This is a genomic window from Corynebacterium sp. KPL4072 (genome assembly GCF_037908395.1).
Taxonomy (GTDB): Bacteria; Actinomycetota; Actinomycetes; order Mycobacteriales; family Mycobacteriaceae; genus Corynebacterium; species Corynebacterium kefirresidentii.
On sequence record NZ_JBBMGE010000015.1, the window covers coordinates 1 to 5,462 of the forward strand.

The window sequence follows — 5,462 nt, forward strand, 5'->3', positions numbered from 1 at the left end:
TTGCTTCACCTGAATACCCTTTCTGAGCTGGTCTGATACGTGCTACAGAGGTGCCGGGTTACCCCGGCACCTCTGTAGCACGTATCAGACCAGCTCAGAAAGGGTATTCAGGTGAAGCAATGCGTAGCAAACGTTGTAGCAAGACTACGCAGTCCCGGTCATGGATGGCCACGATATCAGCAGAAAAAATGAGCCGAAAGGAGATAGAAGAAGCACTAACCTCATACAACTACCTAGGCCAGCTCGAAGAAGGCGAAGAAGACGGATACCGCCACTGGCAGCTAATTATCGACGGCGGACAATCTCCAATCCGATTCTCCACCCTCAAAAGAAGACTTCCAACCGCTCATTTGGAGCCTCGCAGTGGTCCAATACAGCAGGCCATTAACTATGTCACCAAAAAAGAAACCCGCGTCTCTGAAGAGCCAAGGCTAGAACACGGCACGATCCGACACAGTGACGAAACGGGGCGTCGCAAGGATGTCGAAGTAGTCCGCGAAGCAATCCTTGAAAAAGGGCTTTCTGCCGACGAAGTCTTCCTTCAAGTCCCCGAATCCAATCGCATGACCGCAATGGTAGAAAAACTCGTCGCTGCGCGAGATCGATCCCGCCACACTAAGCCTCGCCAGCTAGAAGTCATCTGGCTCTACGGGCCACCCGGAACAGGGAAAACCAGCCTCGCTGTGGAGATGGGAGGTAAAAGCTATTATCGAGTGACCGACTACCAGAACCCTTTTGATGCATACTCCGGAGAAGAGGTGCTAATTCTCGATGAATTCGACGGCGAAATGCGGCTTAGCACTCTCCTCAATGTCCTGGATATCTGGCCTACGACACTCCCCGCCCGCTACGCTGACCGCGTCGCCGCCTACAACCAAGTAGTGCTCATCTCTAACGAAGTACCCTGGTCCTTCTACGCGTGGGCCCCAGTATCTCGACGACAAGCCCTCGCTCGACGCATCAACACAATCATGCACGTAGACACTGACGGCGCTCACGACGTTACCGACCACTCAAGCAAATTCAACGAACCCACCGTAACTATTTAGGTCACGTCCCGAACCCCTTCCTGAGGGAGGGCTCAGAGGGAGCGCCGTGCCTCTTGTCGCTGAAAACAGCGATAAAAAGGCACGTATACAAGGAAAATAGACTCTTCGACTCTTCCGTCGGTCAGGACGTCGGTCGCTTATACGTGGCTACAGTCATTACTTCTGTAGCCCCGGCGGCATGTGTGCGTATCTCTTGGTTAAGCTCAGCTATATTGCTCAACGACCGTAGTCCCAGGTTCGGCGGGCCGTTTCACCCAAGCCTCACGGTCTTGGGGAGCACCTGGCGGATACGCACGCGCGAAAAGAAGCCAGGCTCTAACCCTGTACTCTCTGCTCGGTAAAAAGCGAGGAACTTCTATTGATTCGGGAAACCATCCCACGCGGATTTGTGAATCTCTCCGCGCGTCTAACTAGACACACAATCCATGTGCAAGTAGACTGACTATTGAATTGTTACAGCAAGAAAAACCCTAGCTCATCAGAGCTAGGGTTTTTCATATGCCACGCCGTGCTTCATCATGAAATACTTTCTTATCTTTAAAGAAGCACGGTTAACAAAGTCTTTCCGCATTGTTAACGAACAGGGAAAACTTTACCAAGCATTCATAGCCAGTTTGTTGTGCAGCTTCATTCTCATTTCATAGTGTCCTAAGCGTAAGCTTCGCGTTCACTTAGGAAGGAATTCAATGAAGCTGAAGAATAAGTTGGCGGCAGCTGCTATTACGGGTGCATTGATTGTTCCGGCTCAGGCTCAAGCTATGGAGGACTACTTCACTAGTGTAGACGTCGAGAACACGCCTCAAGGAGAGCGTGTACACGTGCATCACAAGGGAGGCCGAAATTATCCGAATAATGCTGCTACCACCGATAAGCTGCACAATGAAATGTGGGATGAGTACAAGCGAAAGACACCAGCACATCTTCATGGGCAAAATATGCATGATCAGCTCTCCTGCCATATCTCGAACGCTGGATTCAAGGATCCCTGGAATCTAGAAAGCTGGCGTCCAGATGTTGGGTATAATAAAACTGTTGTTGCTCTATGTAATCCATAGCGAGAAGGAGCGTATTCTTTGAATCGCGCACTATGGCCGGTACTGCTAGCAGGAATCTCAGGCCTAATTATGCTCTCTGCTGGAGGTTTCTTGTTTAGTGCGGGAATGTCTGCCAGTGACGCAGGCGCTGGGCAACAATCCGGTAACGGCGTCATTCCTTTACTTCTAGTGGGAACTGGAACTGTACTTGTGATTCTTGCCTTTATTTTCTCCGGCCCTCTATTCGAGAAGAAGACTCCAGTCGACGACCGCTAACCACTTGTTGTATTGGCTTCCTTCATTCTCTGCTCTTCTGGATTTAGTACTGTTGCCTCAGTGATGCTTCTAAGATGAGTGAGATGAACACCATCTACTATGTCCCCCAAATTATTTTGGGGGACATAGTTTTATGCAGGGGATTCGGGGGGGAAATTATAGGTTATCCGCGTTAATGCAGAGTTTATTTTTTGATCCATTGGCTGAGGCGTTGTAGGGGGCTGCGCCTTTCTATTGGTGGGTTCTTGGGCTCGGTTTCGGGCTTGGGGTGGGTTTTTTCTTGGGTGGTGGTGAGTTGTTTGTGTGGGGTGGTTTCTAGTGCGTTGATGGTGGTTTTGAGGGCGTCGATGGTGTCTTGTTTGGCTTGGATGAGTTGTTGGGCCTGGTGCAGTTGTTGTTCGGCGTAGTGTGCGCGTTGTTTTTCTAGTTCTAGTGCGTGCACTAGATTTTGGTGGTCTTGTGTACTGGTTGCACTGGTGGGTTCTTCGGGGGTTTTGTGTGTGATGGTGTCGAGTCGTCCGCTGTTGATGAGGTCGCCGATGGGGATGTACCAGGTGTCTTGTTTTTGCTGGGCTCGGGGGAATTCTCCGCGGGTTCTGGCGCGGGTGATGGTGGATTTGGCGACGCCGGTGAGTTTGGCTGCTTCGGCGATGGTGAGTAGTTGGTCGAGGTGGTCGTCCATGTGTGCAATGGTAGCGGTGTAGTGCGGTGCACTAGGCGCACCACGCTGTTGTATGTGGTGCGCTGTGGTGGTGCACCAGGTGGTGCGGCGGGGTGTGTGGGGATGTAGGGCGTGGTGTGTGGCTCCATGCTGGGGGAATAGGGGAGGCGGACATAATACCCGTTATCGGACAGTTAGATATTGTTCATTGATTGTTTCTTAGCTCGACGATCACGCGGGGTAGGTAGATGTCGGCAACACCAGCCCCAAATGAGGGTAATTAAACGCCAAACCCCCACTGCGAATTGCGTAGCAGTGGGGGCGTTTTGCCTGCTCAAGGGCATTTTTACAAATATGGATTACCTGAACTCGACATTAAAGACATGGTTCACCCTATATAACGTTTTCAAGAAAACGTTATAGCAGATGAACCATCTTGTCAAATGTCGCAGTGTTCAGGTGAACTCGCAGGTCACGGGCACTTTTTGTGGTTGCATACGGCAGCAACATCGACTTTTATAGGGGCCAGGCCACACAAACCTTGTGGGCCCTCTCACGAGAGGTGAGAGCCATTGTCCTCCCCAGGGCCTCGGCCAAAAGACTCCCTGGGGAGGAGCGAGCTCGCGGGATACCGCGGAAAGGAGAAGCTAGATATGCTTCCCACCTATACAGTGCCTTCTTATCTAATGCCTGTCCACCAGCTGCTCCGTGGAGTACGCGTACAGGCGACAGCAGACACCCCTGAGACCAAGGAGGGAGCACCAAAAACAAATCGCGCGTTTCCGGGCTGCAATGCCTGGAAAATCGAAATCATTCTCACGATGAGCGAAAGTACCAACAGCAGTGGGACTGTAGAACGCGAGGTTCGGCGTAGTCGAGTCACCGTATGGGCGCCAGAGCGGCCAGAGGTATCACCTGATGATGTCATCACCTTTCAGGGACTCATGGCAGGAGCAGTGGATGGCAGCATTTTCCTGCAGGCAACGGGGGTAGAGAGAGTGGAGGAGGGCAGCGATGAGCTCCTCTAGCAGTGAAGAAGGCCTCCTAGCGCCTCTGAGCGAGGCCGTGGAGGGCCTCCAAGACAAATTCATGAATGCGCTACCTTGGGTCATCGCACTCATCGCAGTCATCGCTATACTGCAAGCCCTCATCCCCTGGCTGTGGTCACGGTGGTGGTACCGGAACAATCCAGTGGCTGGGAAAGTTCAGCGCCGTCGACAACGACTCAGCGAAGTCTTTGGATTGAAAATTAACCGAGTTCACCGCGACGGGCGCGTCCGCATCGAACCTGGTGAAACGGGGAAATGGAAGCGAGAGGGCCTGACTGAGGAGCTAGGAGCTGAGCTTGGCGTACCAGTACGCATCAAAGTGGAAGGGGGATACGCCTGGATACGCGAGGTACAAAACATCGGCGACACCGTCTCAGGGGATCCCGCCTACGACCCAGGAACCGGAGATGTGATCATCGGCGTCAATGTAGAAAACGGCGATATAGAAGGGTTTTCGATAAAAGAAGTTTCCGGGGTCGTTCTTGCAGCTCGCCCAGGAGCTGGTAAAACCGCCCTCCTCAGCCTAATCGCGCAGGCCTTAAAGCCGCATGCAGAGGTAAAAATGGTTTCCGGTAAAAGCAGCAATGACTTGGATAAGGCTGAGAAGGAAATCACTTCTGCTCAAGAGGAAATGGAAAAGCGCTTCGATGCTGGAATAGATTTCTGGAAGAGTCCCTCAGGGAGAAGACCCGTAGTCCTAATCCTGGACGAATGCGCAAGGCTCTTCGAGCCTGGCTCGGAGTCCAAAGAAGATAAGGCCTCGGCTAAACACCGAACTCGCCAGGTTAAAGATCTAGTCCAACGTGGGAGATCAGCAGGGGTCATTACTATCCTGGCGACACAGCGCATGAGCGCTGACGCCATCCCCACATCCATTCGCGACCTCGCTACCGTGCGGATCTGCGGACGAGTAACAACACCTAAAGATGCTGAAATGGTTTTAGGCAGATTACCCGAGCCCGGAGAACCATCACCCGTCACCGTGAAGAAACGGCGCTTCGTCGTCGACGACGGCGACGGCGAATGGAAAGAGCTGCACGTCTTCGAGCTCATTCAGCAATAGTCCCTTGCTCCCGAGTGCGTGAGGGAGCGGAGCCGAATGCCGAAGCGCGCGAGGACGACGCGGCTGGCCGCAGGCCAAGCCGCCAAAGGACGAGCGCAGCGAAGGCAGAAGGCAAAGCGACCGGGAGCACGAGGGCGCCAAGGGGAAGAACCCACGCTGATAAGTCGAACGAACGCAGCTTGTATTAACAAGAGCCTCGTGGCAAGGCGGCGAATGCCGCCGCGGCAGCAGATAGGTGCCGGTTAGTGTTACCCCGGCACCTCTGTAGCACGTATCAGACCAGCTCAGAAAGGGTATTCAGGTGAAGCAATGCGTAGCAAACGTTGTAGC

Annotated in this window: 5 protein-coding genes; 4 read left to right on the top strand and 1 reads right to left on the bottom strand. The window is 53.0% G+C overall.

Annotated features, from left to right (window positions below; genetic code table 11):
* Positions 1-188 precede the first annotated feature (188 nt).
* Positions 189-1,049, top strand: coding sequence for an RNA helicase domain-containing protein (locus WMP97_RS11635; protein WP_239209010.1), 861 nt, complete (start codon positions 189-191; stop codon positions 1,047-1,049).
* Positions 1,050-1,735: 686 nt separating this feature from the next.
* The gene (locus tag WMP97_RS11640) at positions 1,736-2,104 is read left to right on the top strand and encodes a DUF2599 domain-containing protein (protein WP_239209012.1); all 369 of its coding nucleotides are present in this window, start codon (positions 1,736-1,738) and stop codon (positions 2,102-2,104) included.
* A gap of 439 nt (positions 2,105-2,543) precedes the next feature.
* Here the strand turns inward: WMP97_RS11640 and WMP97_RS11645 are convergent, their stop codons facing one another.
* Positions 2,544-3,041: a helix-turn-helix transcriptional regulator gene (locus WMP97_RS11645; protein ID WP_239209014.1), complete on the bottom strand. Its 498-nt coding sequence runs from the start codon at positions 3,039-3,041 to the stop codon at positions 2,544-2,546.
* An 800-nt stretch (positions 3,042-3,841) separates the two neighbouring features.
* Here WMP97_RS11645 and WMP97_RS11650 point away from each other — a divergent pair.
* Together WMP97_RS11650 and WMP97_RS11655 are read left to right on the top strand one after the other, a co-directional pair.
* Positions 3,842-4,048, top strand: a complete 207-nt coding sequence (locus WMP97_RS11650) for a hypothetical protein (RefSeq protein ID WP_340440548.1) — start codon at positions 3,842-3,844, stop codon at positions 4,046-4,048.
* Entirely contained in the window at positions 4,035-5,132 is a 1,098-nt protein-coding gene (locus WMP97_RS11655; protein ID WP_340440549.1) for an AAA family ATPase, read from the top strand. Before WMP97_RS11650 ends, WMP97_RS11655 begins: the two co-directional genes overlap by 14 nt.
* The last annotated feature ends 330 nt before the right edge of the window (positions 5,133-5,462 follow it).